This window comes from Variovorax sp. Varisp36 (assembly GCF_047304235.1).
Classification (GTDB): Bacteria; Pseudomonadota; Gammaproteobacteria; order Burkholderiales; family Burkholderiaceae_C; genus Variovorax.
The window spans coordinates 75,250-99,635 of record NZ_JBGLYU010000017.1 but is presented as its reverse complement, the minus strand read 5'-3'; the positions used below and the strand labels follow the sequence as shown (position 1 = coordinate 99,635).

General features: G+C 67.7%; 29 protein-coding genes and 2 pseudogenes. 10 read left to right on the top strand and 21 right to left on the bottom strand.

The genetic code is table 11. The features are described 5' to 3' along the window. The first annotated feature begins 7 nt into the window (after positions 1–7). Positions 8–883 carry a peptidoglycan DD-metalloendopeptidase family protein gene (locus tag ACCD11_RS12980; protein ID WP_413314152.1) on the top strand — a complete coding sequence of 292 codons (876 nt, stop codon included), beginning with the start codon at positions 8–10 and terminating at the stop codon, positions 881–883. Positions 884–925: 42 nt separating this feature from the next. Continuing rightward, on the top strand, positions 926–1,177 hold the full coding sequence (locus ACCD11_RS12975) for a nucleotidyltransferase family protein (protein ID WP_413314151.1): 252 nt from the start codon (positions 926–928) through the stop codon (positions 1,175–1,177). A gap of 84 nt (positions 1,178–1,261) precedes the next feature. Here ACCD11_RS12975 and ACCD11_RS12970 read toward each other — a convergent pair whose 3' ends face one another. The 4 genes from ACCD11_RS12970 to ACCD11_RS12955 form a co-directional block, all read right to left on the bottom strand. Further along, positions 1,262–2,197 (bottom strand): succinylglutamate desuccinylase/aspartoacylase family protein, encoded by a 936-nt coding sequence (locus ACCD11_RS12970; protein ID WP_413314148.1) that lies wholly within the window; start codon positions 2,195–2,197, stop codon positions 1,262–1,264. Between the two features lie 111 nt (positions 2,198–2,308). Next, positions 2,309–3,280: an MBL fold metallo-hydrolase gene (locus tag ACCD11_RS12965; protein ID WP_413314147.1), complete on the bottom strand. Its 972-nt coding sequence runs from the start codon at positions 3,278–3,280 to the stop codon at positions 2,309–2,311. Positions 3,281–3,356: 76 nt separating this feature from the next. Further along, positions 3,357–4,559, bottom strand: a complete 1,203-nt coding sequence (locus ACCD11_RS12960; protein ID WP_413314146.1) for an ammonium transporter — start codon at positions 4,557–4,559, stop codon at positions 3,357–3,359. 151 nt (positions 4,560–4,710) lie between these two features. Continuing rightward, on the bottom strand, positions 4,711–5,616 hold the full coding sequence (locus ACCD11_RS12955) for a LytTR family DNA-binding domain-containing protein (protein ID WP_413314145.1): 906 nt from the start codon (positions 5,614–5,616) through the stop codon (positions 4,711–4,713). A 157-nt stretch (positions 5,617–5,773) separates the two neighbouring features. Here ACCD11_RS12955 and ACCD11_RS12950 point away from each other — a divergent pair, with 157 nt between their 5' ends. Continuing rightward, positions 5,774–6,994: an acyltransferase family protein gene (locus ACCD11_RS12950; protein WP_413314144.1), complete on the top strand. Its 1,221-nt coding sequence runs from the start codon at positions 5,774–5,776 to the stop codon at positions 6,992–6,994. Here the strand turns inward: ACCD11_RS12950 and ACCD11_RS12945 are convergent. Both ACCD11_RS12945 and ylqF read right to left on the bottom strand, forming a co-directional pair. Further along, entirely contained in the window at positions 6,924–7,358 is a 435-nt protein-coding gene (locus tag ACCD11_RS12945) for a PaaI family thioesterase (RefSeq protein WP_007833850.1), read from the bottom strand. The two genes, ACCD11_RS12950 and ACCD11_RS12945, sit on opposite strands and share 71 nt — an antisense overlap. A 166-nt stretch (positions 7,359–7,524) precedes the next feature. Further along, complete coding sequence (gene ylqF / locus ACCD11_RS12940) at positions 7,525–8,487, bottom strand: ribosome biogenesis GTPase YlqF (protein ID WP_413314143.1); 963 nt, start codon at positions 8,485–8,487, stop codon at positions 7,525–7,527. A gap of 208 nt (positions 8,488–8,695) precedes the next feature. Here ylqF and ACCD11_RS12935 point away from each other — a divergent pair, with 208 nt between their 5' ends. The 3 genes from ACCD11_RS12935 to ACCD11_RS12925 all read left to right on the top strand — a co-directional run bounded on the left by ACCD11_RS12935 (position 8,696) and on the right by ACCD11_RS12925 (position 10,368). Then, a complete protein-coding gene (locus ACCD11_RS12935; protein ID WP_413314142.1) occupies positions 8,696–9,310 on the top strand; it encodes a cell envelope protein SmpA in 615 nt (204 codons plus the stop codon). A gap of 145 nt (positions 9,311–9,455) precedes the next feature. Then, entirely contained in the window at positions 9,456–9,884 is a 429-nt protein-coding gene (locus ACCD11_RS12930) for a CBS domain-containing protein (RefSeq protein ID WP_413314141.1), read from the top strand. Positions 9,885–10,008: 124 nt separating this feature from the next. Then, the gene (locus tag ACCD11_RS12925; protein WP_007833857.1) at positions 10,009–10,368 is read left to right on the top strand and encodes an HPF/RaiA family ribosome-associated protein; all 360 of its coding nucleotides are present in this window, start codon (positions 10,009–10,011) and stop codon (positions 10,366–10,368) included. A gap of 6 nt (positions 10,369–10,374) precedes the next feature. Here the strand turns inward: ACCD11_RS12925 and ACCD11_RS12920 are convergent. The 6 genes and pseudogenes from ACCD11_RS12920 to ACCD11_RS12895 form a co-directional block, all read right to left on the bottom strand. Beyond that, positions 10,375–10,808: pseudogene (locus ACCD11_RS12920) on the bottom strand (MerR family transcriptional regulator). 47 nt (positions 10,809–10,855) lie between these two features. Beyond that, on the bottom strand, positions 10,856–11,782 hold the full coding sequence (locus ACCD11_RS12915) for an SDR family NAD(P)-dependent oxidoreductase (protein ID WP_413314140.1): 927 nt from the start codon (positions 11,780–11,782) through the stop codon (positions 10,856–10,858). Positions 11,783–11,878: 96 nt separating this feature from the next. Further along, positions 11,879–12,262: a response regulator transcription factor gene (locus tag ACCD11_RS12910; protein WP_056587832.1), complete on the bottom strand. Its 384-nt coding sequence runs from the start codon at positions 12,260–12,262 to the stop codon at positions 11,879–11,881. A 123-nt stretch (positions 12,263–12,385) separates the two neighbouring features. Continuing rightward, positions 12,386–13,942 carry a glutamate--cysteine ligase gene (gshA, locus tag ACCD11_RS12905; protein WP_042673437.1) on the bottom strand — a complete coding sequence of 519 codons (1,557 nt, stop codon included), beginning with the start codon at positions 13,940–13,942 and terminating at the stop codon, positions 12,386–12,388. 152 nt (positions 13,943–14,094) lie between these two features. Then, positions 14,095–14,412, bottom strand: a complete 318-nt coding sequence (locus ACCD11_RS12900) for a putative quinol monooxygenase (RefSeq protein ID WP_413314138.1) — start codon at positions 14,410–14,412, stop codon at positions 14,095–14,097. Beyond that, on the bottom strand, positions 14,409–15,098 hold the full coding sequence (locus ACCD11_RS12895) for an alpha/beta hydrolase (RefSeq protein ID WP_007833869.1): 690 nt from the start codon (positions 15,096–15,098) through the stop codon (positions 14,409–14,411). Before ACCD11_RS12895 ends, ACCD11_RS12900 begins: the two co-directional genes overlap by 4 nt. A gap of 147 nt (positions 15,099–15,245) precedes the next feature. On the opposite strand from ACCD11_RS12895, the gene ACCD11_RS12890 reads away from it, so the two are divergent. Continuing rightward, the gene (locus tag ACCD11_RS12890; RefSeq protein ID WP_007833871.1) at positions 15,246–15,719 is read left to right on the top strand and encodes a Fur family transcriptional regulator; all 474 of its coding nucleotides are present in this window, start codon (positions 15,246–15,248) and stop codon (positions 15,717–15,719) included. A gap of 6 nt (positions 15,720–15,725) precedes the next feature. Here ACCD11_RS12890 and zigA read toward each other — a convergent pair whose 3' ends face one another. The 3 genes and pseudogenes from zigA to ACCD11_RS12875 all read right to left on the bottom strand — a co-directional run. Continuing rightward, positions 15,726–16,919 carry a zinc metallochaperone GTPase ZigA gene (zigA, locus tag ACCD11_RS12885; protein WP_413314136.1) on the bottom strand — a complete coding sequence of 398 codons (1,194 nt, stop codon included), beginning with the start codon at positions 16,917–16,919 and terminating at the stop codon, positions 15,726–15,728. A 90-nt stretch (positions 16,920–17,009) separates the two neighbouring features. Further along, the gene (locus ACCD11_RS12880; protein WP_413314135.1) at positions 17,010–17,723 is read right to left on the bottom strand and encodes a DUF899 family protein; all 714 of its coding nucleotides are present in this window, start codon (positions 17,721–17,723) and stop codon (positions 17,010–17,012) included. A 104-nt stretch (positions 17,724–17,827) separates the two neighbouring features. Beyond that, positions 17,828–18,016 (bottom strand): annotated as a pseudogene (locus ACCD11_RS12875) (oxidoreductase); the annotation flags it as partial. A gap of 201 nt (positions 18,017–18,217) precedes the next feature. On the opposite strand from ACCD11_RS12875, the gene ACCD11_RS12870 reads away from it, so the two are divergent. Further along, positions 18,218–18,871, top strand: a complete 654-nt coding sequence (locus ACCD11_RS12870; protein ID WP_413314134.1) for a glutathione S-transferase — start codon at positions 18,218–18,220, stop codon at positions 18,869–18,871. Positions 18,872–18,919: 48 nt separating this feature from the next. Here the strand turns inward: ACCD11_RS12870 and ACCD11_RS12865 are convergent, their stop codons facing one another. The 3 genes from ACCD11_RS12865 to ACCD11_RS12855 all read right to left on the bottom strand — a co-directional run bounded on the left by ACCD11_RS12865 (position 18,920) and on the right by ACCD11_RS12855 (position 20,499). Then, the gene (locus tag ACCD11_RS12865; RefSeq protein ID WP_007833879.1) at positions 18,920–19,717 is read right to left on the bottom strand and encodes an enoyl-CoA hydratase/isomerase family protein; all 798 of its coding nucleotides are present in this window, start codon (positions 19,715–19,717) and stop codon (positions 18,920–18,922) included. Positions 19,718–19,739: 22 nt separating this feature from the next. Further along, positions 19,740–20,162 (bottom strand): hypothetical protein, encoded by a 423-nt coding sequence (locus ACCD11_RS12860; RefSeq protein WP_413314133.1) that lies wholly within the window; start codon positions 20,160–20,162, stop codon positions 19,740–19,742. A gap of 64 nt (positions 20,163–20,226) precedes the next feature. Next, positions 20,227–20,499 (bottom strand): DUF2164 domain-containing protein, encoded by a 273-nt coding sequence (locus ACCD11_RS12855; protein ID WP_007833887.1) that lies wholly within the window; start codon positions 20,497–20,499, stop codon positions 20,227–20,229. A 104-nt stretch (positions 20,500–20,603) separates the two neighbouring features. Here ACCD11_RS12855 and ACCD11_RS12850 point away from each other — a divergent pair, with 104 nt between their 5' ends. Then, complete coding sequence (locus ACCD11_RS12850) at positions 20,604–21,803, top strand: lactonase family protein (RefSeq protein ID WP_413314132.1); 1,200 nt, start codon at positions 20,604–20,606, stop codon at positions 21,801–21,803. A gap of 30 nt (positions 21,804–21,833) precedes the next feature. Further along, on the top strand, positions 21,834–22,046 hold the full coding sequence (locus ACCD11_RS12845) for a hypothetical protein (protein ID WP_007833897.1): 213 nt from the start codon (positions 21,834–21,836) through the stop codon (positions 22,044–22,046). Positions 22,047–22,062: 16 nt separating this feature from the next. Here the strand turns inward: ACCD11_RS12845 and ACCD11_RS12840 are convergent, their stop codons facing one another. The 3 genes from ACCD11_RS12840 to ACCD11_RS12830 form a co-directional block, all read right to left on the bottom strand. Then, a complete protein-coding gene (locus ACCD11_RS12840) occupies positions 22,063–22,971 on the bottom strand; it encodes a DUF808 domain-containing protein (protein ID WP_007833898.1) in 909 nt (302 codons plus the stop codon). 118 nt (positions 22,972–23,089) lie between these two features. Continuing rightward, entirely contained in the window at positions 23,090–23,782 is a 693-nt protein-coding gene (locus ACCD11_RS12835) for a PepSY-associated TM helix domain-containing protein (RefSeq protein WP_413314131.1), read from the bottom strand. A gap of 1 nt (position 23,783) precedes the next feature. Beyond that, on the bottom strand, positions 23,784–24,302 hold the full coding sequence (locus tag ACCD11_RS12830) for a GNAT family N-acetyltransferase (protein ID WP_042673438.1): 519 nt from the start codon (positions 24,300–24,302) through the stop codon (positions 23,784–23,786). Positions 24,303–24,386: the final 84 nt, after the last annotated feature.

The window sequence follows — 24,386 nt, the reverse complement described above, 5'->3', positions numbered from 1 at the left end:
GGGCCCGATGGCAGCGCGGATCAGCCGCAGCGCCGTGCTCGGCACCATCGGCCTCATCGCCACGATGCACGCCGACGCCGCGACCAAGTCGGCGGCAAAGAAGCAGCCAGCCGCAGCACCCGGCGTATGGCCGCGCGCCTCGCAGGTGCCCGGTGGCATCGCCCGCCTGTCGCTGGGCCCGTCGGCCAAGCGGCCGCAGGCCTTCGCGGGCGACATCCCCCTGCTCGTGGTGGGCGACGCCATCGAATGGACTGCGATCGTCGGCATCCCCCTCGCGACCGAACCCGGCGAGGCGAGCATCACCGTGCGCGCCGAAGGCAAGCCCGAGCGCCAGATCGCCTACACCGTGGCCCCGAAGCAGTACCGCGAACAGCGCCTCACCGTGGCCCCGCGCACCGTCGACCTGTCGCCCGAGGACGAGGCGCGCTACGTCAAGGAACGCGACCACCTCACCGGCGTGATGGCCACCCTCACCGACATGCGCCCCGACACCGTTCTGCAGATGCGCGTGCCCGTCCCCGGCCGCCGCTCCAGTTCCTTCGGCCTGCGCCGCGTGTTCAACGGCCAGTCGCGCAATCCGCACAGCGGCATGGACATCGCGGCCGGCACCGGCACGCCGGTGCTCGCGCCCCTGCCCGGCAAGGTGATCGACACGGGAGACTATTTCTTCAACGGCGGCACCGTCTGGCTCGACCACGGCGGCGGCCTGCTGACCATGTACTGCCACCTGAGCCGCGTCGACGTGAAGGTCGGCGACGTGATGAAGACCGGCGAACCATTGGCCGCCGTCGGAGCGACTGGTCGCGTGACGGGGCCGCATCTGCACTGGTCGGTGATGCTGAACCGGGCGATGGTGGACCCGGCGTTGTTCATCGCGGTTTGAGATCGAGCGAGCAGCCGCACCACACTCCAACATCGCGCCGGCATTCACGAAATTGCACTGAGTCACCACGTCAATGGCGCGTGGGTGTTCGGCTCTGGATCGCGCGGCGAGGACGGGCCTGACAGCGACCTCGATCTGCTGGTCGAACCCACCGCGCAAGCCACCCTCATGGACATTGGAGCGATCAGGTTCGAATTGAAGAGCCTGCTTGGCTTGGAGGTTGACGTGCTGGCGCCCAACGGTTTGCCTCCGAAGTTTCGAGATCAAGTACTACGCGAGGCTGTGCCGGTATGACCGGAAAACGCAAGATGCCGTAGTGCGCAACCTCGAAGTGATCGGTGAAGCCGTGAAGCTATTGGAGACCTGGACCTCAGTGCCTCAGATCGGCTTGGTCAGGTAAACCGCCTCCCGCCCGACGATCACGCGCTGCGCCGGCATGAAGATCGTGCAGTCGTCGCACAGCGCGCGAATTTCCTCGTCGCCGTTGGTCGCGATCAGTTCGCCCTTGGCGAAGGTCTCGAAGCCGATCAACGGTCGCACGAAGGCGAAGTCCGGCGACCTGATGACGTGCGTCTGCAGCAGCTGGAAGCGCCGTTGCGGCTCGGGCGCAGGCGCGGCCAGGTCCTTGTCGACGAGGCCGAAGTACGCGAGGAAGTCGTACGTGACGGCCGTCGCCAGTTCCGATGCCGAACGCAGAAAGTGCTGGCCGCACTCGACCACCATCGCCACGCCCTTGCCGTCCGGCCCGCCGTGGCTGCCGTACTGGATCAGCGGGGTGCCCGAGCCCAGGCCGTCGGGCATCACGAGGTGCACCGAGGGACGGCCGATGGCCAGCGCGACCTTGGCGTTGCGTTCGAACGCCGGGTAGACCCAGAACGGCACGACGGGCTGGCTGGTCGAGTGGATGTCGAGGATGTGGTCGGCCGCATCGACCACCGGGCGCAGGATGCGCGCACGGCTCAGCTCGGGGCTGTCTTCGCTGCCGTCCAGCCACTCGGGCGACCAGATGCGGTTGAGGTTGTGCACGAGCTGGCGGCTGTCGAAGGGGAGCGCCTCGTTGAAGGACTCGTACGCGGCCACGTTGGCAAAACTCACGGTAAGCGTGCCGATCTTCGGGCGCACGTTGTTGTCGAGCAGGTGCGTGGCCGCCGTCATGCCGCAGATCTCGTTGCCATGCGTCAGCGCGTTGATCAGCACGTGCGGGCCGGGCTTGCCGGACTCGAAGCGGTGCACGTAGTCGATGCCGACGTTGCCCTTGCGGTACGCAGAAAGGTCGCGGGGGAGGACTTCGAGGGCGGGGGGAGATTGGGTCATGGGGCGAATGGTTAAGGCGAAGCGGTCGGCCAGTTTGCTACAGGACGCGCATTCGCGCCGAGGGCGCAGCAACACCGGGCCGCGCCGCTCGGGCTTCATCCATTCAGCCGGCTATCGCACCTGCTGGTAGTCCACCGGCACCCACACGTAGCCCTTGCCCTCGGCCCGCACGTGGCCCAGCCCCGGGAACGGCAGGTGCGCGCTGCCCACGAGGTAGCGCCCCTTGGCCGCGTCGGCGTACGCCTTCTTGCGCTCCACGGCGGCAGGCTTCGAGTCGACGTCGAACGAGATCGTGACCTGCGGCTGCGCGAACTGCACGGCGGCAACGTGCATCAGGTCGCCCCACAGCACCAGCTTCTGGCCCTTGGACTCGACGACGTAGATGTTGTGGCCCGGCGTGTGGCCATGGGCGGGCACGGCCCTGATGCCGGGCAGCAGGTCGGTGCCGCCCTTCATGCCCTTGAACTTGCCGGCTTCCACGTACGGGTTCAGCGACGCCATCGCGCCCCGGAAGAAGTCCTTCATCTCGGCAGGGGCCTTCTCCAGGTTGGCCTTGCTCAGCCAGAAGTCGGCGTCTTCCTGCCCGGCGTGGATGGTGGCGTTGGGAAACACCAGCTTGCCGTCCTGCACGAGGCCTCCGACGTGGTCGCCGTGCATGTGGGTGATGAGCACGTCGTCGACCTGGTCGGGCTGGTAGCCCGCGGCCTTGAGGTTGGCCTGCAGGCTGCCGAGGGTGGGGCCGAACAGGCCGCCGGCGCCGGTGTCGACCAGCACCAGCTTGCTGCCGGTGTTGATGAGGTAGCCGTTCACCGAGGTGGGCACGGCATCCTTCTCGAAACCGCGATCGAGCAGCTTGCCGACCTGCGCCTGCGTGGTGTTGGTGAGCAGCTTCTTGGGTTCGAGGTCGAGAGTGCCGTCGAACAGCGCAGTCACCTCGAAGTCGCCGAGCATCATCCGGTAGAAGCCGGGCGCCTGGGTCTTGACCTGCGGGGCGCCGGCCTGCGCCGCGAACGAAAGCATCAACAGGCTGCCGGCCAGTGCGGCGATGCCGCGGCGCAGCCAGCGGGCGGGTGTTCTTGTCATGGGTTCTACTCCTCGGCGGTTGTAAGGGGCGCCGAGAATAGCCCAAGCAGGCCCATCCTGCTGCGATGGCTGGCGATTACCAGTTGACCTCGCGCTCCGGCGTGGCCGAGATGTGATGGATCGACAGGTCGGCGCCGTCGTACTCCTCCTCCTGCGACAGCCGCAGCCCCACCGAAGCCTTGAGCGCGCCATACACCGCCGCACCCGCCAGCGCGGCCCAGGCCACGCCGATGACGGTGCCGATGAGCTGCGCCCACACGTTCACCCCGCCGATGCCTCCCAGCGCCTGCGTGCCGAAGATGCCCGCCGCGATGCCGCCCCAGGTGCCGCACAGGCCGTGCAGCGGCCACACGCCGAGCACGTCGTCGATCTTCCATTTGTTCTGCACCAGCGTGAACATGTAGACGAAGATCGCGCCCGCCACGCCGCCCACCACCAGCGCGCCCAGCGGATGCATCAGGTCGGAGCCGGCGCACACGGCCACCAGGCCGGCGAGCGGGCCGTTGTAGACGAAGCCGGGGTCGTTTTTGCCCATGGCCAGCGCGACCAGCGTGCCGCCGACCATCGCCATCAGCGAGTTGACGGCCACGAGGCCCGAGATCTTGTCGATGCTCTGCGCGCTCATCACGTTGAAGCCGAACCAGCCCACGCACAGCACCCACGCACCGAGCGCGAGGAACGGGATGTTCGATGGCGGATGCGCGCTCAGCGAGCCGTCGCCCCTGTAGCGGTTGCGCCGCGCGCCCAGCAGCAGCACCGCCGGCAGCGCGAGCCAGCCGCCCACCGCGTGCACCACCACCGAGCCCGCGAAGTCATGGAACTCGTGGCCCGTGAGCGAGGCGATCCAGCCCTGGATGCCGAAGTGCTTGTTCCACGCGACGCCCTCGTACAGCGGGTAGACGAAGCCGACGATCACCGCAGTCGCGATCAGCTGCGGCCAGAACTTGGCGCGCTCGGCAATACCGCCCGAGATGATGGCCGGGATGGCTGCCGCGAAGGTGAGCAGGAAGAAGAACTTCACCAGCTCGTAGCCGCTCTTTTCCGCCAGCTCGCTGGCACCGACGAAGAAGTGCGTGCCGTAGGCCACGCCGTAACCCACGAGGAAATACACGATGGTCGACACCGAGAAGTCGACCAGGATCTTCACCAGCGCATTGACCTGGTTCTTCTTGCGTACGGTGCCCAGTTCGAGAAAGGCAAAACCGGCGTGCATGGCCAGGACCATGATGGCGCCGAGAAGGATGAACAGCGCATCTGCGCCCTGTTTGAGTGCGTCCATTGAAGCTTCTTGCTGATTTTTGATTCGAATTGGTGCGTCGCACCTGAATGACCTGGAGCGGTCGATCGATGAAGCAAAAATGGTGCCCGAAGGCTCTCCGATGGTGCGCAATGAACCAAAACGGACTTCCGCGAGCCCGCCACGCACCGGATCAGCCCGCCCCGGCGCGCAACGCGTCCCGGTGGCGGCGGCTGCAGGGCACGGTGGTGCCGTCGTGCATGTGCAGCCGGGCATCGCCGCCGTCCAGCGGCTCGATTTCCTTGATGCGGCCCAGGTTCACCGCATGGCTTCGGTGCACCCGAACGAAGCGGACGGGGTCGAGCTGCGCCAGGAAGTCGGTCAGCGTGGCGCGCAGCAGGTAGTCATGGCCGTTGACGTGCAGGCCGACGTAGTTGCCCTCGGCCTGGAGCCAGTCGATGTCGGTGGCGGCGATGAGGAATTCGCGGCGCAGCTTGCGCACCAGGAAACGCTCGGGGCGCACGGGCGGCGACAAGGCTTCGGGCTCGGCGGGTGCGGCGCCCTTCTGTTCCGCCGGAGCCTCCGGCGCATCGAGCACCCGCGCCTCGCCCTGCAGCCGCAGCATGAACAGCCGGTAGGCCCAGATGCCGAAGACGATGCTTGCGTACACACGCACGTCCTTCAGGTACTCGTAGCCCCATTGGTCGATCCAGCCGCCGAATTCGTAGCGTTCGCCGGCCAACGCGTAGACGACTGCGCGCAACCCGAACATGCCCACCACGTGGACCACGCTGAACGCCACGCTCGCCACCGCATGCCAGGCCAGGAAGCGCACCCAGTGCCCGCGCACCAGCGGCGACAGCCGGCGCTCGACGGCGACCAGCGCCGGGATCAGCAGCAACAGCACCAGGTGGCTCGATCCTTCCCAGGTCGCGACCTCCCAGTTGGCGCGCGGCACGGCGCGCGCGCGCATGTCGACGATCGCGACCATCGTGCTGAACACGGCCTGCAGCGTCATCAACACGATCCAGAAGGCCACCTCCACGGGACGGCGGATCGGCTCGTAGCGCTCGTAGAGGTTCCTGCGTGGGTCTCCCATGGGGCGGGATTCTCCCGAAAACGGGCCTTTGGGGGCGGTGAATTTCGTCCCTCGAAACCACCGCTCGTCACAAAGCGGGGGGCATCCGTCCCCCGGATGCGCCGCGCGGGGAACACGGGCCCGAGCATCGCGGCTTCTTTGCTTCGAGGAGCTTGCGATGAACATCACCGCCGACCCGTCCGCCCATCGCCGCCACGACATCGACGCCCTGCGCGCGCTGGCCTTCCTGTTCGTCGTCCTCTATCACGTGGGCATGTACTACGTGGCCGACTGGCCCTGGCACCTGAAGAGCCCGCACGCGGCCGAATGGCTGCAGTGGCCGATGCGCGTCCTGAACCTCTGGCGCATGGACCTCGTCTTCCTGGTCTCGGGCGTGTCGCTCGGCTTCCTGAGCCGGGGCCAGGGCACCTGGGGCCTGCTGCGCAGCCGGGGGCTGCGGCTGATGCTGCCACTGGCCTTCGGCATGGCGGTGATCGTGCCGTACCAGGCCTATGCGCAGGGGGTGGCCAACGGGCTGGTCGCGCCGGGCTTCGGTGCCTTCGTGCTGCGCTACCTGTCGATGGCCGAACCGTGGCCGAAGCGGGCCTTCGACGGCGCGGAGTTCGGCATCACCTGGAACCACCTCTGGTACCTGCCCTATCTGTTCACCTACACGGCGCTGGTCTCGCTGACACTGCCGCTGTGGAATTCCGCCGCCGGCCAGTGGCTGCGACGCGGCTTCAACGGCCTGCGCGGCTGGAAACTGCTGTTGCTGCCGGCCGTGCCGCTGCTCGTCTTCACCACGCTGCTGGCCTCGCGCTTTCCACCCACGCACAACCTTGTGCGCGACTTCCACCTGCACAGCCTGTATTTCACGATGTTCCTCTACGGCTACTGGATGGGCGTGGACACCGGCGTGTGGAGGGAACTGGAGCGGCTGCGCCGGGTGTCGCTCACGCTGGCGGTCGCGGTGATCGCCGCCTTCATCGCGCTGCGGGCCGGCGCGAAGGGCCCGGCGTCCGGCCTGCCGATGGACACGCTGCGCATGCTCTACCTGTGGCTGGCCGTCGCGGCCATCCTCGGCCATGCCCACCGCCACCTGAACCGCCCATGGCCCTGGCTTCGCTGGGCCAACGAGTCGGTGTACCCGTGGTACGTGCTGCACCAGACGCTGATCATCGCCGCCGCGAGCGCGCTGGCACCGCTTGCGCTCGGCCCGGTGCTGGAGCCCGCGTTGCTGGTGGCGCTCACGGTGCTCGGCAGCTGGGCGCTGACCGACGGTCTGATCCGCCGCGTGAACTGGCTTCGGCCGCTGTTCGGGCTGAAGCTCAGGCAGCCGGCTTCGCCGCAGCCTCTTCCACCGGAACCAGGATGGCGTTCCCCGTCGCCACGAGCTTGAGCGCATCGTCGCCTCCGCCTTCGGGTTGCGCATAAAGCTCGGACGCAACGAACACCTGCTTGCGCCCGGCCTTCGCCACACGCGCGCGTGCCACGAAGGCTTGACCCACGGCCGGTGACATGAAGTTCACCGAGAAGTGCGACGTCATCACGCGGCCGGCCAGCGAGGCGGCTGCGTAGCCGCTCACGGTATCGAGCAGTGCGGAGATCATCCCCGCGTGGAGGAAGCCGGCGTACTGCCCCATGTCTTCCTTGCGCCATTTCATGCGCAGCTCGGCCTCGCCGTTGCCGGCCTGGGTGGCCTCGATACCGGCCCAGCGATTGAAGGATGCGGTTTCGTTGAGAGCCTTGAAGGTTTCGAGCATGGCGTGTCCTTTGCGGGGGCGGGTGTGAGAAGCGGTTCAGGCCACTCTACGAACCACGCAGGACAGGCGCCGTCACGCGCGTGACGGGCGGGGTAGTGAACAGTTGCATTGGCGACAGCGGCGCTCTTCGCGCCGGAGTGGCGAGTCTCGGGGCGTCGGGCGCCTCTCAGGCGTCCTGTTCGGGCGCGATCTCGGGCTTCGGCTTGCCCTTGTGCTTGCGCGCGGCCTTCTTCGCCGCGCGCTCGGCATCGGCACGCTGGCCATCGGCCAGCCACAGCGCGAACTCTTCCGGCGTTTCGAGCGTGATGTGCCCCAGGTTGCCCGCGCGAAACTCGTGCATCACGATCTCCGCTGCCTTCTGAAGGTTGACGCGGCCCTTGCCCAGCAGCGCGCCGCGCTTGCGGCCGATGGTGTCGAGCAGCGCCTCGTCCTTCATGCCGGCCATGGTCTCGGTGTCGAGCTCCACGAGCTTGAAGCGCGCGGCCACGCCCGCGGCGTAGTGCGTCTTGAGGTAGTTGAGCAGCTCCAGCGCCACCTCTTCCTCGTCGAAGGCGTTGCGCCCCACCGCGCCGCTGGCCGCTAGGTTGTAACCGCTCTTGGGCACGATGATGCGCGGCCACAGCATGCCGGGCGTGTCCCACAGATAGAAGTCGTCGGCCAGCGTGATGCGCTGTTCGAGCTTGGTGATGCCGGCCTCGTCGCCGGTCTTGGCCTTGCGTCCGCCGGTGAGCGTGTTGATGAGGGTGGACTTGCCCACGTTGGGAATGCCGCAGATCAGCACGCGCATCGGCTTGGCCATGCCGCCGCGGTTCGGTGAAAGCTCATGGCAGGCCTTCACGAGTTGTTGCGCGGGCGTGGTCTGGCTCGCATCGAGCCCGATGGCGCGCGTGGCAGGCAGCGCGTTGTAGTGCGCCAGCCAGAGTGCGGTGCGCACGGGGTCGGCCAGGTCCTGCTTGTTGAGCACCTTCAGCGTGGGCCGTCCGGCCGTGAGCTCGGCCAGCATCGGGTTGGCGCTGGAACCGGGCAGGCGCGCATCGAGCAGTTCGATGACCACGTCGATGTCCTTCACCCGCTCGGTGATGGCCTTCTGGGTCGCATACATGTGACCGGGGAACCACTGGATCGCCATCGGTTGGCTCTTTCTTTCGCGCTGTCTGGGAATGGGGGGCCACCGAAAGGGGGCCGGGTGCGCATTGTGAACCGGGAACCTGAACGGGACCTTGTTGCTACGCTTTCGATAGCTGGATGCGGGCATTCTGCCTTCGCTTCGGGCCTGTTCGATCCTAGAATCCGCGCGCTGCCCCGCGCAGCCACTCCAACAACTTCGAGGGAAATCCATGTTCAAGCGCCTTGCCGCTGCCGCCTTGCTGGCAGCCATCGTCGTGCCCGCGACCGTCACCGTCGCCCATGCCCAGCGGCCTTCTCCTCCCCCCGGCCCCATGATCAACGGCTACCTGTGCTGCAACATGCGCACCTACGGCGACTCGATCAGCGACATCAACTACGACGAGCAGGGCACGAGCATCGTCGCGGTGGGCACGCCGGCGCGCATCACCGCGTACGACTTCCGCTGGTTCAACCTGGATCTGGCCGGCAAGCCGCAGCGCATCAAGAACGACTACAGCCGCAACATCCCGTTGCCTGCGTTCGCGCAGCGCTATGTGGTGACCGAAGACCCGAAGCAGAAGATGGCGGCCTTCCCGCCCGCCGTGCGCGACGCCATCCTCGCCGTGAAGGTGATGCCCGGCATGACGCGCGAGCAGGTGCTGATGGCCATCGGCTATCCGGTTGCCAGCGAGAACCCCAGCCTCGACGCACCGGTGTGGCGCTACTGGCGCGACAGCTGGTCGGAGTTCCAGGTGCAGTTCGACGAGAGGGGTCTCGTGAAGACGGTGGTGGGCGATCCCGTGGCGTTGAGCCGCGTGCTGGCCGCAGCGCCCGCCCAGCCTTAAGTCCTCTCGCATTGCGCGTGCGTTGCAAACACGCGCAATCCCCTAGGGGGTTTGCATCGCGGGGGCAGTCATCGCCCCTATGATTTGACCGAGTGCGGCGCCCGAGCGTCGGTCGAATCGAAACCCTTTGATGGAGTTACCCGCGATGAAACCCGTCTCCGAACTGCTCAAGCGCCATGATTCCGCAGCATGGCGCACCTCCCCCGACACCAGCGTGTTCGATGCGCTGTCCACCCTGGCACGCTTCGAGGTGGGCGCGCTGATGGTGATGGACGGCGAGAAGCTGGTGGGCTTCCTGTCCGAACGCGACTACACCCGCAAGGTCGCCTTGCAGGGCAAGAACTCGAAGGAAGTGAAGGTACGCGACATCATGACGCCCGACGTGATGACCGTCACCCCGCAGACCCGCACGCGCGCCTGCATGACGCTGATGAGCCAGCGCAAGTTCCGCCACCTGCCGGTGGTCGACGGCGACAAGGTGATCGGCATGATCTCCATCCAGGACCTGATGGACGACATCATCTCGGACCACGAGGCCACCATCGAGCAGCTGACCACGTACATCCAGGGCTGAACCCCTGTTGCCCGCTTTGCGGACCCTGCCCGGCGCATGGGTAGGGAACAGGCCTACGCACGCCGGGGCACAGGGGGGCGCACAGTGGGCCTTCGTTCATCCATCTATCCAGCAGGAATATTGCATGCAGATCCAGGTCAACACGAGCAACGGCATCACGAACAAGGACGCGCTGGAGCGTTGGGCCGACACCGAGATCAAGCAGCACCTGAGCCGTTTCGTCGACGACGTGACGCGCGTCGAAGTGCACTTGAGCGACGAGAACCACGACAAGACCGGCGGCGGCGACAAGTGCTGCGTGATGGAGGCACGCCTGGCGCACCACCAGCCGCTGGCGGTGACGCAGCACGCTACCAGCCTCGACGAGGCCTTCCGCGGCGCGGCCGACAAGCTCAAGCGCTTGCTGGACAACACGCTGGGGCGCCTGCACAACCACCGCGACCGCGGCTCGATCCGCACGGACCCGGGCTTCATCGCCGAGTAGGTCCGCTCACCTGCCCTTGCGCTTCGGCGGCTTCGGGCCGGGCGTTTCGGCGGGAACGAGCGGCGGGCGGCGGCCGCTGGCCATCCATTCGTCGTAGAAGCCGATCTTGCGGTCGACCAGCGACAGCGCCCGCTTCCGATGGTCTGGGTCACGCGCTCCCGGTGCGCGGCGAGCATGTCGGGCCGCTGGCGCAGCGTGACCTTGCCCTGCACTGCCAGCGCGGTGTATTCGCGCATCTCGGCAATCGACATGCCGGTGCGGCGCAGGCGCTCCATCAGGTCGAGCCAGCCGACGTGCAGCTCGACGTAGAGGCGCCGGCCGCCCTCGTCGCGCGCCACGCCGGGCACCAAGCCCTGCGTCTCGTACCAGCGGATGGCGTGCACCGTGCGGCCGGTGCTTGGATTGAATGAACCGGCGATTCCGGAAAATCCCCTGGAAATGCTCGGGTGCACTCGAGGTCAAGCGCCATGGACACCATGGGCGTCGATCAGCCCCTCTTCGCGTTCGCCATGCCCTTGGCGACTTCGTTCGCGCCCTGCGCGGTACCGCTCTGTGGCACGGCCTCGCCTTCGCGCTGCGTGACCTCCGACAGGCGCGCCGCCAGTTGCTCCGGCGTGTCGGCGTCAATGCCCAGCCAGACGCCCTGCGTCAGCGTGATGTGCGCGGCCTCGAAGGTGCCGGCGCCCGCGCACAGGATGGTGCGGTTGGGCGCATCCTGCGCGGCCAGCACCAGCATCGCGGGCACCACGGCCTCGGGGCGGAAGGCTTCGAGCATTTCCTTGGGGAACAGGTCCTCGGTCATGCGCGTGGCGGCGGTGGGCGCCAGGCAGTTCACGCGGATGTCGTTCTTCGCGCCTTCGATGCTCAAGGTCTGCATCAGGCCCACCAGCGCGAGCTTGGCCGCGCCGTAGTTGCTCTGGCCGAAGTTGCCGTACAGGCCCGACGACGAGGTGGTCATCACGATGCGGCCGTACTTCTGCTCGTTCATGAGCGCCCAGACGGCCTTGGTGCAGTTCACTGCGCCCATCAGGTGCACGTCGACCACCAGCTTGAAATCGGCCAGCTCCATCTTGGCGAAGCTCTTGTCGCGCAGGATGCCGGCGTTGTTGACCAGGATGTCGACGCGGCCCCAGGCATCGACCGCCTGCTGGACCATGGCCTGCACCGCCTCGAAGTCCGTGACGGACGCGCCATTGGCAATAGCTTCGCCGCCCGCGGCCTTGATCTCGTCGACCACCGCCTGCGCGGCACTCACCGAACCGCCGGAGCCATCGCGCGCGCCGCCCAGGTCGTTGACCACTACCTTCGCGCCGCGCGCCGCCAGCGCCAGCGCGTGCTGGCGGCCGAGGCCGCCGCCCGCGCCGGTCACGATGGCCACGCGGCCCTTGAAGTCGATGCTGCTGTTGTTGCTCATTTCTCTCTGTCGCTTTCCTGGGAGTTGCTCGGCGCCGCCTCGGGCGGCAGCGTGGCGTTTTACCCCAGAAGGCGTACGACCCCAGTCGTGCGCGCGTCACCCGGGGGAGCGCACCTTCTCGCAGAAGGCCACCAGCTGGTCGAGTTCGGCCGATTTGTCGAAGAAGGCATCGGCGCCCAGCGCGCGCGAACGCTCGCGCATGTCGGCGGTGGCGTAGTTGCTGAGCACGACCACCTTCTGGTGCGGCGCCCGGTGACGGCAGGCGCGAATCACGCCGAACCCGTTGCCGCGCTGGAGGAACAGGTCGATGATGGTCAGGTCCCAGTCGTCCTTGGAGGCGTGCAGGCGCAGCCAGTCGATGGCCTCCTGCTCGGTGCTCGCGGAAGCCACGACTTGTGCCTCGGCCACGTCTTCCAGAAAACCGGCCAGGTTCTCCCGGATCACCGGACTGTCTTCGACGAGATATGCCTTGAACCGCATGGCGGCCATCTTCGCCCCGGCCCGTTTGCACGCGGTGGGCAATGCGGGTCAATGCCTGTAGGTCATCCGCCACCCCCCCTGTCGTCAAGCGAAGGGGCTCGAAACGAAGACTGAACCAAAGTCCTAAGCGGCGACGGCCATGCGGCCGCGTGACACGCCCAGGCGCGCGGGCGAGACGTACTGCTCGCGATAAATTTCGAAGGGCATGGTGTCGGCCGCCTCGATGCGCTTCTGCTCCTGCAGCGACTCGGCCGTCATCTGCTCGAATTCGGCCTGCTGCGCGGCCGGGAACGGCAGCCCCAGCAGCGTGGCGCGGGTCTGCTCGGACTGGGCGCGCACGAAGCCGATGAAGGAGTTGCCATGGTCTTTCTCGACGGCTGCGAGCACGCGGGCCGAGGGCAGGCTGTCGGGGTTGTGCAGCGCGGCCCTGGCGGCGCGCACCGCGTCGGCATGCGCCGTGCCGCCCTGCGCCGCGTCGAGCGCGGCGGCGATGGGCTGGCACTGCTCGACCAGCTCCAGGCCCCAGTCGGCCAGCGCCACCTCGCGCCCGCCGCGCAGCAGCTTCAGGCCCGGCTCGCGGCCGCGCGCGGCCGTGAGGTGCTGGTTCTGCGCGAGCTCGGCGATTTCCTGCGGCGTGTCGTTGGGGCTGTCGCTCAACAGGCAGTGCAGCAGGAACACGTCGATGAAGCGCATGGTCTGCGCGTTGATGCCGACGGTCTCGAAGGGGTCGAGGTCCATCAGGCGCACCTCGACGTACTCCACGCCGCGCTCGCGCAGCGCATGCAGCGGGCGCTCGCCGGGGTTGATCACGCGCTTGGGGCGGATGGTGCCGTAGAACTCGTTCTCGATCTGCAGCAGGCTGGTGCCGAGCTGGTTGTAGTCGCCGCCGAGGTTGCGGATGCCGATGGCTTCGTACGCCGGCCACGGGCGCGTGAGCGCGTCCTGCAGCGAGGCGGCGTAGCCCTCGAGGCTGTTGTAGCTCACGGCCAGCGAGGCCTGCGCGTCGCTCTGGTAGCCCAGGCGGCCCATGCGCAGCGAGGTGCCGTGCGGCATGAACATGCTGCCGTCGCCCAGCGGCTGCAGCTCGTGCGGACGGCCCGCCACGAAGCTCGAACACAGGGCCGGCGAGGCGCCGAACAAGTACAGCAGCAAAAAGGCCTGGCGGCGGAAATTGCGGATCAGCGCAAAGTACTGTTCGCTCGACACGTCGGGCAGCGACCAGTTGTAGTGGATGCCCGAGATGGTCTGCATGCGCCGGCCGTAACGGTGGCTCAGGCCCATGCGGTAGACGCTCTTGGCGCGGCCCACGTTCGAGGAGCCGTAGCGGCCGATCGGAATCGTCTCGTCGGTCGGCAGGCCGCAGGGCATGCTCGACACCCAGAGACGCTCGTCGCCGAGCTGGTCGAGCACGCGGTAGGTGAACTGGTGAACCCGCGTCAGTTCCTCGAGCGCCGATTCGACGCCCGCATGCACGCCCGTGATGAGTTCGAGCTGCGATTCGCTGAAGTCGGTGGTGATGTGCGGATGCGTGAGCGCCGAGCCCAGGGCGATCGGATGCGGCGTCAGCGCGAGCTTGCCGTCGGGCAGCGCGCGCAGGCTTTCCTTCTCGATGCCACGCCGCATGCCCTTCAGTCGTGCGGCTGAAAGTGCAACCAGCCTCTCCTGCAATCTGTTGCTCATATTGTTATACCCATCAATCTTCTGAGGGGCTGGAAGGTAGCACGGGCGCGCGGGCATTGCTCGTGCAGGGAATCCCTCGCCCCGCTACCCTGTCGCTCGCTATGTTTTTGATAGCTTTCTGCATAGGCCGCGCTTCGGATGGCGCACGAAGCTCAGGCCCTGGCGCGGCCCGCCGACAGGTCGATCTCGCTCGACTCGTAGACGTGCATCTCCGGCGTGCCGTCGGCCATGGCCGCGAGCGCCTTGCCGAAAGCCCGCGAGGCATCCACGCGGAAGTGCGCCTGCAGCGCGGCCATGTCGCTCCACCGCTCCACGAAAGTCAGGCGCAGCGGCTCCTGCACGTCGGTCGAGACCTCGTGCGAGATGCAGCCGGGCTCGGCACGCGAGCGCAGCACGTGCTCGGTGCTGATGGCGAGCATCGCCTGCAGGGTGTCGGGCTTTGCCAGGGCGTGTCCGATGACCAGAATCATTTTGTTGCCTCCTTCGACAAGGTTCGGCCGAGCACCCGCAGCAGGAAGCTGTTGAGGTCGGCGATTTCTTCCATGCACACCGAGTGCGCCATCGTGTATTCGTGCCACTCGACGGCATGGCCCAGAGCGGCCAGCGCGTCGCGCGAGCGCATCGCGGCGGCCAGGGGCACCACGGGGTCCTGACGGCCATGGGCGAGGAACACGGGCGTTTCGTGGTTGGCGGCATGCCGTTCGGCCGCCGTGGTGGCCGCGATCGGCAGGTAGCCGGAGAGGCCGACGATGCCGGCCAGGCGCTCGGTGTGGCGCAGGCCCGTCATGAGCGCCATCGCGCAGCCTTGCGAGAAGCCGGCCACCACGATGCGGCTGGCGGCGATGCCGCGGGCCTTTTCATTCGAGATGATCGCTTCGATGGTCGCCTGCGAGCGGCGCAGGCCGGCCTCGTCCTCCTGCGCCGCCAGGTCGGGCAAGGCGATGTCGTACCAGGCCGGCATCCGGTAGCCGCCGTTGATGGTCACGGGCATGACCGGCGCATTGGGGAACACGAAGCGCACCGGGCCCACGGGCGAGAGGTCGAGTTCGTTGGCGATGGGCACGAAATCGTTGCCGTCGGCGCCGAGGCCGTGCATCACGATCACCGTGGCGGTGGGATTGGGGGCGGTTTCGATCTCGATGGGAGGACGGGACATGGTCGGACAAAGGTATTCAGGAACGGGGATGGCCAGACCTTAGCGCATTCGGGCCCGGCCGAAGGCGCCGATACGGCCGGTTGGCTGACTTGCACATCGTTTCGCCGCCCGCGGCGCCGCGGAATGCAACACAATGGCGTTTCGCATATGAAGACCACCACCTCGCATCCGAAGCCCTGTCCCGCCGCCCCGTTCGACAGCGAAATGCTGTTGCGCGGCAGCGGCCTGCGCGTGACCCGCGCCGCGCAGACCGTGCTCGAACTGCTCGAACACAATTCGCAGCCGCTCACGCACGAGGAAGTGGCCGCTGCCTATACGGCGGCCACAGGCGAAGCACCCGACCGCGTCACCGTCTACCGCGTGCTCGACCGACTGGTCGAGGCGGGCCTGTGCGATCGCCGCGTCGGCGCCGACCGAGTCAATCGTTTCTCGCGCCACGTGGAGGCCGAGTCGGGCAACACCTTCGAATGCGACCAGTGCCACAAGGTGCTGGCGCTGCCGTCCGACCCCGAGCTTCCGAAGGTGATGGGCCGGCTGGGCCGGGCCTTGCGCAAGCAGGGCATCGATACGCGGCACACGGCGCTGACGCTGCACGGCACCTGCGGCGACTGCGCCCGATAGCTCTTTTCACGCGTTCCACGAAGGGAACGGGTCCGGGAAGTTCCGCCACCACGAGGCGCCGAAGCGCATTTCGTCCTCCGTGAGCAGGCAGGCATCGAGCCGGGTGCGCAGCGCTTCCTCATCCATGCCGATGCCGATCAGCACCAGCTCCTGCCGGGCGTCACCCGTGGCCGAGTCCCAGTTCTTGCGGATCAGCTCCAGCGCGTCAGGGTCGGTCGGCCAGTGCTCGCGCGGCACCGCCGCCCACCAGAAACCCGCCGCGCCATGGCGGCAGGCGCCGCCGGCCTGCGACCACGAGCCGGCGCGTGTGGCGCGGCTCGCGAGCCAGAAGAAGCCCTTGGAGCGCACCACGCCTTCCCATTCGCTGTGCACCAGCTCCCAGAAGCGCTTGGGATGGAACGGGATGCGCGAGCGGTACACGAAGCTGCGGATGCCGTATTCCTCGGTTTCCGGCAGGTGCTCGCCGCGCAGCTCGGCCAGCCAGCCCGGCGCCTGCTCGGCCTGCTCGAAGTCGAACAGGCCGGTGTCGAGCACGCGGTCGAGCGCCACGCGGCCGAACTCCGACACCTCGATGCGCGCGCGCGGATTCAGCCTGTGCAATATCGCCATCAGCCGCTCGCGCTCCTCGCGCGCGACGAGGTCGGTCTTGTTGACCACCAGCACGTCGCAGAACTCGATCTGCTCGATCAGCAAGTCGACCACCGTGCGCGTGTCTTCATCGCCGAGGGACTGCCCCCGCTGGCCGAGGCTGTCGGCCGAGCCGTAGTCGCGCAGGAAGTTGAAGGCGTCGACCACGGTCACCATGGTGTCGAGCCGCGCCACGTCGGCCAGGCTCTTGCCGTCCTCGCCCGCGAAGGTGAAGGTCTCGGCCACGGGCAGGGGCTCGGAGATGCCTGTGGACTCGATCACGAGCTGGTCGAAGCGGCCCTCCTTCGCGAGGCGATGGACCTCGAGCAGCAGGTCTTCGCGCAGGGTGCAGCAGATGCATCCGTTGCTCATCTCGACCAGCTTCTCGTCGGTGCGCGAGAGCTGGGCGCCGCCGTCGCGCACGAGCGCAGCGTCGATGTTGACCTCGCTCATGTCGTTGACGATGACCGCCACGCGCCGGCCCTCGCGGTTGTGGAGGATGTGGTTGAGCAGCGTCGTCTTGCCGGCGCCGAGAAAGCCGGAGAGCACGGTGACGGGAAGGCGGTCGGCCATCGGGGTGGTCTCCATATATGCAACAGAATTGCATTATATGAAGCAACGCAACCATGTTGCGTTTATACCCCCCCCGAGAGGCCCAATCGCTCAGTAGGACAGCTTGGGATACCAGTCGGTCCCCCGCCCTTCGGGCGTCATGTCGAGCAGGTTCCATATCGGCATCGCATCGGGCGCGCCGCGCGGGTCCTGTCCGGGGTCGGAGGTTCCAGCGCCCATCTCGCCGCCCCAGAAGTGGCGGATCGTCCCGCCGTCGCGCCGGAACACGTTGAATGCCGGGTTGTCGCCGCTTTCGGGCGTCTCGCCGGCGTAATCGCGGTTGAAGGTGTTGCCGGCCGATGAATACAGCGGCAGGTGCCGCCAGCCGCGCTCCCTGGCGAAAGCCGTCATCCGCTCGATCGGCGAGCTCGCGACGACCGCGAACGCCACGCGCTGCAGGATGTCGGGCATCTCGCCGTCGTAGGCGCTCAGCAGCGAAGTGCACATGGGGCACGGACGCTCACGTTTCGGGCCATACATCCAGTTGTAGGTGATGAGCGTCCCGTGCTTGCCGAAGAGTTCGGAGAACCTGACCGGCCCACCGGCTCCCTGAAACTCGTAGTCTTGCGGCACCTCGCCACCCGGGGGCAGTGCGCGGCGCATTTCCGCGACGCGTTCGATGCGTCGGCGCAAATCGATCTCCTCGGCAAGGAGTTCCGTGCGAGCCCGCCGGTAGGCGACGCTTTCGCCCGGGAACCGGACGGAATTGGAACGGGCAAGCCGGCTGGCGGATACCAGTTCGGTGGCTTCGGCTGGGGCGGACATGGCAGGTCACCTCCTGGGGTGATTGAAGGGATTGACGTGCATGGTGCACCCGCGCGCAGGCCGTTGCCGGTACGCGCTTTTCCCCGGTCGGGCGCGAACTTGTCCTACGGCCCTACCTGCATCTCGAAAGCCGCGACCTGCCTTCCATCGATGTCGGTGAAGCCGTACTCGCGCGCCAGGTCGGCAACGCGCAACACCTCGCCGCTTTTCTCCAGCACCCTCGCATCGCCCGCCAGCGCCGCGACCGCCCGCCCCAGGTAGCGCGGCGATTCGATGCGCGCCAGCTCTCCGCGGCTCGCGCCGGTGACCACCGCCACGCAATCCTTCAGCGGGCATAGCGTGCCGGCGGGCAGGTTCGATTCAGGCCCGTGCAAGGGGTCGTCGTCGAGCCGGAGGAAAAGGCGTTCGTGCATGCGGCGATTGTGTGGAAAAACCTGCCCGCACGCGACCGGGCACGGTCACCGAAAATCGGCCGCTTCGCCTGTACGCCGCGCATGCCCAACGCTCTCCCCGTCCTCTATTCGTTCCGCCGCTGCCCCTACGCGATGCGCGCCCGCCTGGCGCTGGTCGCGAGCGGCCAGCCTTGCGAGCTGCGCGAAGTGGCGCTGAAGAACAAGCCCGCCGAGATGCTGCTGGCCTCGCCCAAGGGCACGGTGCCCGTACTGCTCACCGAAGACGGCGCGGTGCTGGAACAAAGCCTCGATGTGATGCTGTGGGCCCTGCGCCGCAATGATCCGCAGCGCTGGTTGCAGCCCGGCACCGGCACGCTGCAGGACATGCTCGCGCTGGTCGGCGCCTGCGACGACGACTTCAAGCCCCAGCTCGACCGCTACAAATATCCCGACCGGCATGCGGATGGTGGGAAGCCCGCCCGCGAGCGCGGCGCCCGGTTCCTGCGCGGCCTCGAAGCCAGGCTGTCGGCCACGCCGCATCTGGCCGGCGCCCACGCCACGCTGGCCGACGCCGCCGTCATGCCCTTCGTGCGCCAGTTCGCGATGGTCGACGCCGCATGGTTCGATGCCCAGCCCTGGCCCCGCCTGCAGGCATGGCTGTCGGACTGGACCGCCTCGGACCTGTTCGAGCGCGCCATGCACAAGTACGCGCCCTGGAAGGCGGGCGAGGCGGGTGTCGACTTTCCTCCAGGCTGAGGACCGCGCACCGTGCCTGGAGTTCGGCACGCTGCCCGATGGAAGCAGTCAGCCGAAGTCCGGCGCGCGCCGTTCGCGCAGTGAGGCCACGCCCTCGCGCACGTCGGCGCCCGCGAAGCCCATGAATTCGAGCGCCAGCGAGGCATCGAAGGTCGGCCCGGCCTGGCGCAGCCAGTTGTTCAGCGCGTACTTGGTCAGGCGGATCGCGCTCTGGCTGCCGGCCGCGAGCCGGTCGGCCACCTCGTAGGCGCGCGGCAGCAGGTCGGACTCCTCCACTGCGAGTGACACGAGGCCGATGCGCTCGGCCTCCTCGCCGCTCACCGGCTCGCACAGCAGCAGGTGGTACTTGGCCTTGGCCATGCCGCACAGCAGCGGCCAGACGATGGCCGCATGGTCGCCCGCCGCCACGCCCAGGCGCGTGTGGCCGTCGACGATCTTCGCGTTCTTCGCGGCGATGGAAATGTCGGCCAGCAGCCCCGCCACCAGCCCCGCGCCCACGGCCGGGCCGTGCATGGCGCTGACGATGGGCTTGTCGCAATTGATGATGTTGTAGACGAGGTCGCGCGCCTCGCGCCACACGCGCTGGCGCACTGCATCGTCGGTGGTCATGTCCTGCACCATCGCGAGGTCGCCGCCGCCCGAGAAGCCCTGGCCTTCGCCCCGCAGCACCGCGCAGCGCACGCTGTCGTCGGCCGATGCGTCGCGCCAGATTTCGGCCAGCTCGCGGTGGCCGTCATGGCCCGCCGTGGGCAGCTTGCCGTTGGCGGCCCGCATCTGGATGTCGAGCACCGCGCCATTCGCACCTCGGCGCGTGATGGCGAGGGTCTGGTAGCGGGCGTAGTCCATGGCGGGTGCCTCTTTCTTTCGTCTACTTTTTCGCGGCCGCTTCGCGGCAGCGCTGCACATTGGCATCGAAGCGCGAGGCCAGCCCCGGTTCGCACTCGTCGGAAGGCGTGAGCCTGCACATGCCGACGACCACGTAATCCATCACCGCCGACGTGCACATCGGGTAGGCCGCGAGATCGGGATTGGCCTTGACCTTGAAGCCCCAGCGTTCCGAAAACTGCACCGTGCGGATCATCGCGCCATGGAAGAAGCTGCGGTCCCTCGCGGCGATGGCGGCTTCCATGCGAGGCAGTTCCTCGTTCAAGTACCCGACCGAATCCATCGGAAAGCCTGACGGCTCCTGCTGCGCGGTGGCAAGGGACGCAGCCAGCACGAGGGGCAAGGCGGCAAGGGCGCGCAGAGCGGAGGTGAGCGCGGAACGTGGGGAAGTGCGGTGGAGATGCATGGCTTCGAATTCTGCAACGTTTTGAAGCACTTCTGAATGCGCGGCGATGCGCGGGCGCGACGCCCTACCTTCCCTTCTTTTGCTTGTCGTACTTGCGCCAATACTGGAATTCGTCCTCGTGCACTTCGAGGTCGACCTCCGAGATGCGCGATTGCAGGCGCTCCTGCACATCCGCCACGGCCTTGTTGTAGACGAGCGGGCCGACCTCTTCGAGGAAGAAGCCGAGCAGCGCGCCGGCCGCGATGTTGCCGATCGGCTCCTCCATGTTTTCGCGGAAGTAGCGCTCGATGGAGGTGATGGCCTGCTGGCGCGCTTCCTTCGGTATCTCGATGGTCATGTGGGCCCCGGGGAGTGAATCGATCGATTGTGCCGGGCGCGGGCCGGCGGCGAAGCCGCGCCGTTCGCTACCATGCGCGCACAACAACACCGGAGACAGACAGCATGAAGTTCCGCCCCGCCGCACTCGCGGCCCCCGCCCTGGCCGCCGCCCTTGCAGTGCTTGCCGGCTGCGCGAACATGACGCCCACCGTGCCGCAGCGCCAGCTGATGCTGGTCGCCAACGACGAGAAGCAGTCGTGGAACGACGCCGGTGTCGTGGCCCTCGGCCCGATGGGGCGCGACACGGTGCAGGTGCTCGACATCGGCACCGACCCGCTGGCGCCCAAGGTGCTCGGCACGCTGCAGCTGGACAACACCATCGCCGGGCCGCCGACCAACCTCGCGATCACGCCCGGCGAAACGCTGGCGCTGGTCGCCAACTCGCTCAACGTGATCGAGGAGAACGGCGCGCGCAGGCAGGTACCCGACAACCGCCTCTTCGTGATCGACCTGACCACCACGCCGCCCAGGCTGCTCGATACGCTGCAGGTCGGCAAGCAGCCCTCGGGCCTGTCGATCAACCGCGCGGGCAACCTCGCGCTGGTGGCCAACCGCGCCGACAACTCGGTGAGCGTGCTGCGCATCGCGGGCAAGAAGGTGACGCTGATCGACACCGTGGCCATGGGCGATTCGGTGGCGCACGTGCGCTTCACGCCCGATGGCAAGCGCGCGCTGGCTGCCAAGTTTCCGAGCCACAAGATCGCGCTGCTCGACGTGAACGGCGAGAAGGTCAGCTACAACAAGGTCGACCTCGCCGCCGGCCTGTGGCCCTACAACGTCGACGTGACGCCCGACGGCAAGCTCGCGCTCACGGCCGACAACGGCAACTCGGGCGCCTCCGACGGCCAGGTCGACACGGTGAGCGTGATCGACCTCGAAGCCGCGCCGCCACGCGTGGTCGACAAGGTGGTGGTGGGCGACGGCCCCGAAGGCCTCGCCGTGAGCCCGACCGGCAGGCATGCGGTGGCGGTGATCCTGCGCGGCAGCAACGCGTCGAAGAGCGCTTACTTCTACAACCGCAACGGCTCGGTGGTGCTGCTGAAGATCGACGGCAAGAAGGTCACGCGCGCCAATGAGGTGGAGGTGCGCGGCCTGCCCGAGGGCGCGGTGTGGAGCGCCGACGGCAAGTACCTCTACGTGGGCAACTTCATCGACCAGGACATCACGATCCTGCGGCTCGATGGCGACACGCTGGTGCCGACGGGCAAGTCGTTTCCGCTGCAGGGCCATCCGGCCGCGATGCGCGGGACAATGACGCACTGATCGATCCACACTCCCCCGCACGAAAAAGCCATGGCGCAACCCAAACGACAACTCCGCACGCTCGAGCGCGGCATCCTCTGCCTCGTGATCGGCGTCGCCGTTCTGCTGGGGCCGCGCTTCCTGCAGGGCACGCGCTGGTTCGAGATGGTGGCAGGGGCCTATCTGGTCGGCTGGTTCGCGGTGGTGCTGGGCGTGGCGTTGATCGCGGTCGAGCTGGTGAAGCGCGGCAAGCCGCGCCAGTAGCCAACAACCTGGCCTCTCAGGCCTTCTTGCCGCGCAGCTTGCCGACCAGTTCCACCACGGCCAGCACGATGGCGCCGGCCACGAGGCCCACGCCGGCGTTCACGCCCATCGAGCCCAGCGTGCCGAACACGCCGCCCGTGGCCGTGGCCCAGCCCTCGACCGCATGGCCCAGCGCCGGCAAGCCATGCACCAGGATGCCGCCGCCCACGAGGAACATCGCGGCCGTGCCGGCCACCGACAGCGCCTTCATGAGCCAAGGTGCCGCAGCCAGGATGCCGCGGCCCAGGGCGCGCGATGCGGCGCTGGCTCGCTGGCTCAGGTAGAGGCCCGCGTCGTCGAGCTTCACGATGCCGGCCACGAGGCCATAGACGCCGATGGTCATGATCAGCGCAATGCCGACCAGCACGGTCAACTGCGTCGTGAAAGGCTGGCCCTGCACGGTGCCCAGCGTGATGGCGATGATCTCGGCCGAGAGGATGAAGTCGGTGCGCACCGCGCCCTTGATCTTGTCCTTCTCCATCGCGACCACGTCGACCGAGGCGTCGGCCACGGCCTTCTCGTGGCGCTGGGTGTCGGCTTCGTGCTCCTTCTTGTGCAGAAACTTGTGCGCGAGCTTCTCGGTACCTTCGAAGCACAGGAACGCACCGCCCACCATCAGCAGCGGCGTTACCAGCCACGGCAGCCAGGTGCCGATGGCGAGCGCCGCGGGCACGAGGATGGCCTTGTTGACGAACGAGCCCTTGCACACGGCCCAGACCACCGGAATCTCGCGCTCGGCCTTGACGCCGGACACCTGCTGCGCATTGAGCGCAAGGTCGTCGCCCAGCACGCCGGCCGTTTTCTTGGCGGCGACCTTGGTGAGGATCGACACGTCGTCGAGAACGGTCGCGATGTCGTCGAGAAGCAGGAGCAGGCTGGTGGCCATGGGGCAAGATCAGGGCTGAAAAAGAAGCGGCGAGCTTATCCGCAGCCGGTATCCGGCCCCTGCAATAACCGTACGCGGGCGCCCTGAACGGGAGCCGGCATGCGAGCTTGCCGGCGAATCAGAGAGCGCCGAGCGCAATGGCCAGCATCGCGGCCAGCGACACGCCGAACAGCGCCAGGCCCACGCGGCGGCGGCGGTGCGTAAGCATCCACAGCGCCACGCCCGAGATCGACAGGAAGATCAGGCTGCCGGCCAGCGTGTCGACCAGCAGGATCCACGGCAGCGGCATGCTGCCGCCCTTGTGCATGTTGGTAAGCGTGGCAACGAAACCATTGTGCGTAGTGGCGACGCCGACCGAGCGGTTGCCCTGCCAGTACTCGGCCTGCACGATCTCGTTGGGGCCGCCGAAGTTGAACACCCAGTGGGCCGGCTGCATGAGCGCCGGGGCGCTCTTGTCGCCCGTGTCACTCTTGTCGGCCCAGGCGACGGGCTTGGCCGGTTCGATGCGCGAGGAGCTGGGCGGGCCGCTCATGTGCAGCGCCCCCTGCAGCCACAGGCTCATCGCCTCGGGCGTTGCCGGCACCGGATCGGGCAGCGCCAGCTGGGCGCGCGTGCGCTCCTGGGCCTGCGGCAGCTTCAGCACGTTGCGGTGGTTGAGCCAGATGCCGCTGAAACCGAACAGCAGCCCCAGCACCGCGCCCCACAGGCCGAACCAGCCATGGGTGCGGCGAATCCATTGCACGGCGGCGGTGCGGCGCTGGTGCGATCGCACGCGCGCGGCGTGGCCGAGGGTGCTGCCGCCGGCGTCCATGTCAGGAAACGTCGCGCTTGAGGCGGATTTCCTCGACGCGCACGGTGCCCAGGGCGGTGGTCTTGGCGGTCTTCATCTCGCGCTTGAAGCCGGCGAGTTCGTGGAAGCGCATGGCGCGATCGTTGCGGATCGGCACCCAGATGGTGACCGTCGTGCAGCCCTCTTCTTCCAGGCCTTCGCGCGCGGCGTCCCAGAGGGCCACGCCCACGCCCTTGCCCCAATGCTCGGGCTTGACGTAGATCGCCCAGATCTCGCCGGTGGTGGGCGGCGTCTTGGGGTCGCGCGAGCGGTCGAAGCCGACGAAGCCGACGATCTGGCCGTCGAGCGTGGCCACGTGCACCTGGGGTTCGCTGAATTCGATGGCTTCGCGCCACTTGGCTTCGCGCGAGGCCGGGGCCAGCATGCGCAGCTCTTCTTCGGGGAGGATGCCTTCGTAGGCGGCCTTGGCGGACAGGGCGTGGACCTCGGCAACGGCCTTGGCGTCGCGCATGGTGGCGGGGCGAACTTCGTAATCTGACATGAATGCGGGAAATCGGATGGAACCGCGTATTGTCGCCGCACCGCTAAACTGCCTGCTGTATCCGTCGCAACAACAGGAGAATTC